Annotated in this window: 3 protein-coding genes; all 3 read left to right on the top strand. The window is 70.3% G+C overall.

Translation table 11 applies throughout. The annotated features are described in order from the left end of the window. Window positions 1-201: 201 nt before the first annotated feature. The 3 genes from RWP81_RS14670 (at window position 202) to RWP81_RS14660 (ending at window position 4,296) form a co-directional block, all read left to right on the top strand. Window positions 202-555 (top strand): Fe-S protein, encoded by a 354-nt coding sequence (locus RWP81_RS14670; RefSeq protein WP_314457316.1) that lies wholly within the window; start codon window positions 202-204, stop codon window positions 553-555. Between the two features lie 202 nt (window positions 556-757). Next, window positions 758-2,209, top strand: coding sequence for an MFS transporter (locus RWP81_RS14665; RefSeq protein WP_314457314.1), 1,452 nt, complete (start codon window positions 758-760; stop codon window positions 2,207-2,209). 221 nt (window positions 2,210-2,430) lie between these two features. Then, window positions 2,431-4,296 carry an ABC transporter ATP-binding protein gene (locus RWP81_RS14660; protein ID WP_314457312.1) on the top strand — a complete coding sequence of 622 codons (1,866 nt, stop codon included), beginning with the start codon at window positions 2,431-2,433 and terminating at the stop codon, window positions 4,294-4,296. The last annotated feature ends 61 nt before the right edge of the window (window positions 4,297-4,357 follow it).

Here is a 4,357-nt window from a genome sequence, read left to right as displayed (position 1 = left end):
GCCGGCAGATCCGAGGCGCGGCCCCACCGGGCGGCGGGGGCACGGAATGTGCACGGGGGCGGTCAGCGGTCGCCCCGGTGCATGTTCCGCGCCCCGGTCCGCGCCGGTGTCGGCACCCGCGGCAGTGCCGTCGCGGGAACCCGCGGGACTGAGGCCCGCCTTGCTGGCGACGGAGGCCTCGGCATCCCTAGCCTGACGGGTATGGAGATCCTGCGTGACGTCGTCGTCCTCGTGCACCTCGTCGGCTTCGCCGTGCTGTTCGGGGCGTGGGTCGTCGAGGTCGTCGCCCGTCGTGTGCGCGTGACCGCACTCATGAACAACGCCCTGGGCATCTCACTGCTCACGGGCCTCATCCTCTCGGCGCCGTGGGGCCTCGACCACGACCTCAACTACGTCAAGATCGGCGTCAAGCTCGTCGTCCTGATCGTCATCGGCGCGCTGATCGGCATCGGGTCGGCGCGCCAGAAGCGCACGGGCTCGCTCCCGCCGGGGCTGTTCTGGCCGGTCGGCATCCTGACGCTCGTGAACGCCGGCCTCGCGGTCATCTGGCGCTGATCGCCGCTCACGCGACAGGGCGCCGGGCGGAATCCAGGGCGCGCTCAGCGCGCGCATAGACTGGAGGGTCTAGACGCCCCTCACCCGGGGACGTCGCCGGTGCCCCCGCCGTGCGCTCCCTCACTTCCACCCCTGTGATCGCTGCGCCCCACCGCTGCGCCCCATCCCGGACGCGAACGAAGAACCTTCCCGTCAGGCAGTCATGACCACGTCATCCCCCTCCACCCGCTCCACCGCCGCACCGGCCAACCCGCGCTCGCGCGTCATCACCGCGAGCCTCGTCGGAACGACGATCGAGTTCTACGACTTCTACGCGTACGCCACCGCCGCCGTCCTCGTCTTCCCGGTGCTCTTCTTCCCCACCGGCAACGAGACGACCTCGCTGCTGCTGTCGTTCAGCGTCTTCGGCGCCGCGATGGTCGCACGCCCCCTCGGTGCGATCGTGTTCGGCCACTTCGGCGACCGATTCGGCCGCAAGGCCACGCTCGTGGCATCCCTTCTCGTGATGGGTGTCGCGACCTTCCTGATCGGGTGCCTCCCGACCTTCAACGAGATCGGCGTCTGGGCGGCCGTGCTGCTGCTGATCATGCGCCTGGCGCAGGGCTTCGCCCTCGGCGGCGAATGGTCGGGCGCGGCGCTCGTCGCGACCGAGAACGCCCCCAAGGGCAAGCGCGCTCTGTTCGGCACGTTCCCGCAACTGGGCGCCCCGATCGGCTTCATCATCGCCAACACGGTGTTCCTCGTCATCAACTTCGCCCTGCCGCACCCCGACGGCACGGCCCAGCGCTCCGAGGAGTTCCTCACCTGGGGCTGGCGCGTCCCGTTCCTGTTCTCGGCCGTCATGGTCATCGTCGGCCTGTACGTGCGCCTCAAGCTCGTCGAGAGCACGTCGTTCTCGAAGGCCGAGAAGAGCGGCGCGATCCGCAAGTTCCCGCTCGGCGAGGTCGTTCGCCGCAACGGCAAGCAACTGGTGCTCGGAACGTTCATCATGCTGGCGACCTACGTGCTGTTCTACCTGATGACCAGCTTCACGCTGTCGTACGGCACCAAGCCCACCGCCGAAGCCGCAGCAGCAGCCGCCGAGACGGCCGGCACCCCGTTCGACGCGGCCGCCTACGTGCCGGGCCTGGGCTTCGGCTACACCGACTTCGTCATCATGCAGATCATCGGCGTGGTGTTCTTCGGCGTCTTCACGATGCTGTCGGGCCCCGTCGCCGACGCCATCGGCCGTAAGCGTCTGCTGATCGGGGTGACGATCGCGATCATCGTGTTCGGCCTGAGCTTCTCGGTGTTCCTGCTGCCGCACGCCGACCCGAAGTTCACCGGCGCGCTCGTGCAGGCCTTCCTCGTGTTCGGGTTCCTGCTGATGGGCACGACCTTCGGGCCGATGGGCGCGGTGCTGCCCGAACTCTTCCCCACGAACACCCGGTACACCGGCTCGGCCATCTCGTACAACGTCTCGTCGATCCTCGGAGCGGCCCTCGCCCCGATCGTCGCCGTCGCGCTCTGGGCCGCCGGAGACGGCAACCCGTGGCTGGTCGGCCTGTATCTGTCGGGGATGGGCGTGCTGACGCTCATCGCCGTCGTGCTCTCGCCCGAGACGAAGGACGTCGACTACGACGACAACATCGCCGCCGGAGCCACCGCGCCGTAACGCGTTCTCTTCGGACGACGGATGCCACGGGGCCTGGGCCTCGTGGCATCCATCGTTCTGCGGCCCGGTACCGGCCTGCGGCCGACACAACTCCTGCGGAGCGGCGTCGAGCGGGCACCGGGCCCTCAGGAAGAGGCTTCGCGCAGGAGTCGTGCACGTGGGCCACCCACAGCCGCGAGAGGTACGGTCGAAGGACCCCCATTTCCTTTCCCGAGGTGAGCATGTCCGTTCCCGCTCCCGCGCGCGGTCGGCGCGGCCGCCGCGTGCCCGAGGGCCCGCGCGCGTCGTTCCGGCAGCTGCTGCCCTTCCTGCTCGAGCACAAGCGCACGCTCGTCGTCGTCGCGGTGCTGAGCATCCTCGGTGCGGGTGCGACGCTCGTGCAGCCGCTTCTCGTCGGCCAGGTGATCACGCGCGTGCAGCAGTCCGCACCGCTCGGCGCACTGGTGTGGCTGCTCGTCGGTTTCGTCGTGCTGTCGTCGCTGATCTCGGGCTACCAGCACTACCTGCTCCAGCGCACGGGTACCGCCGTCGTCTACTCCAGCCGCCGACGTCTCATCGCCCGGATCCTGCGCCTGCCCATCAGCGAGTTCGACGCGCGTCGCACCGGCGACCTCGTCTCGCGAGTGGGCACCGACACCACGCTGCTGTACGCCGTGCTGACGCAGGGACTCGCGGATGCCGTAGGCAGCGCGCTCATCCTCGTCGGCGCGGTGATCGCGATGGCGTTCATCGACCCCCTGCTGCTCGGCCTCATCGTCGTCGTCATCGGAGCCTCGCTCGCGACGGTCGTCGTCCTCAGCACCCGGATCCGCGTCGCCTCCGCCGCTCAGCAGGAGAAGGTCGGCGAACTGTCGGCCGGCGTCGAGCGCGCCGTCGGATCCATCCGCACCATCCGTGCGGCCGGTGCCACCGAGCGCGAGACCGCGACGGTGACCGAGACCGCGACCGCGGCCTATGACGCGGGCGTGCGCATCGCCAAGGTGTCGGCTCTCATCGTGCCCGTCGCGGGTGTCGCGCTGCAGGTGTCACTGCTCGTGGTGCTGGGCGTCGGCGGTTTCCGCGTCGCATCCGGAGCCATCGACGTCGCCGCCCTCGTCACGTTCGTCATCTTCCTGTTCCTGCTGGTGCAGCCGCTGGCGTCGGCGATCGGCGCGATCACCTCGGTCAACCAGGCGCTGGGTGCGCTCGGACGCATCCAAGAGGTGCTCGACCTCCCCCTCGAAGACGAGGGAGATCGGCCGGGCACGTCTCGAGCGGTTCCGGACGCCGCGGCGGTCGCCTTCCGCGAGGTGCGGTTCCGCTACCCCGATCACGTCGTCAAGGCGCGCGAGGCCGCTGCCGCGGAGGCGCGGTCGGTGCTGGCGGACGTGCACCTGGACTCCGCCGAGCCACCGGCCGAGACCGACCACGAGGTGCTGCGCGGAGTGTCGTTCGCCGTTCCGCGGGGGTCGCGCGTCGCGCTCGTGGGACCGTCGGGGGCGGGGAAGAGCACGATCCTCTCGCTCGTCGAGCGCTTCTACGACCCCACCGACGGGGAGATCCTCATCGACGGCGTCGACGCGCGCGAGCTGTCCCGCGACGAGCTGCGCGCCCGATTCGGCTACGTCGAGCAGGACGCCCCCACCCTCGCCGGCACGATCGCCGACAATCTGCGCCTCGCCTCGCCTGCGGCATCCGATGCCGACTGCGCGCGCGTGCTGCGCGCGGTGAACCTCGGCGACGTCCTCGAGCGCAACCCGCTCGGCGTTGACGCACCCGTCGGAGAGGACGGGGTCATGCTCTCGGGCGGCGAGCGTCAGCGTCTCGCGATCGCGCGGGCGTTGCTGGCCGCTCCCCCGGTGCTGCTGCTCGACGAGTCGACGTCGTCGCTCGACGGTGTGAACGAGCAGCGCATGCGCGAGGCCATCGACGCCGTCGCGACCGACCGCACGCTCCTCGTCATCGCCCACCGTCTGTCGACCGTCGTCGACAGCGACCTCATCGTCGTGCTGGAGGACGGCCGGGTCGTCGGTCAGGGCACGCACAGCGAGCTCGTGGCATCCACTCCCCTGTACCGCGACCTGGCGAAGCACCAACTGCTGGTGTGACGTCGGGGCGGGTGGCGGTAGCGCTGCCCGGGCGCGGCCTCGCGCTCGCGCGGGGTGGTGG

The sequence above is a fragment of the uncultured Microbacterium sp. genome (assembly GCF_963521695.1).
Classification (GTDB): Bacteria; Actinomycetota; Actinomycetes; order Actinomycetales; family Microbacteriaceae; genus Microbacterium.
Note: the sequence above shows the minus strand (reverse complement) of the source record. Positions and strands in the feature narration are given on the sequence as shown.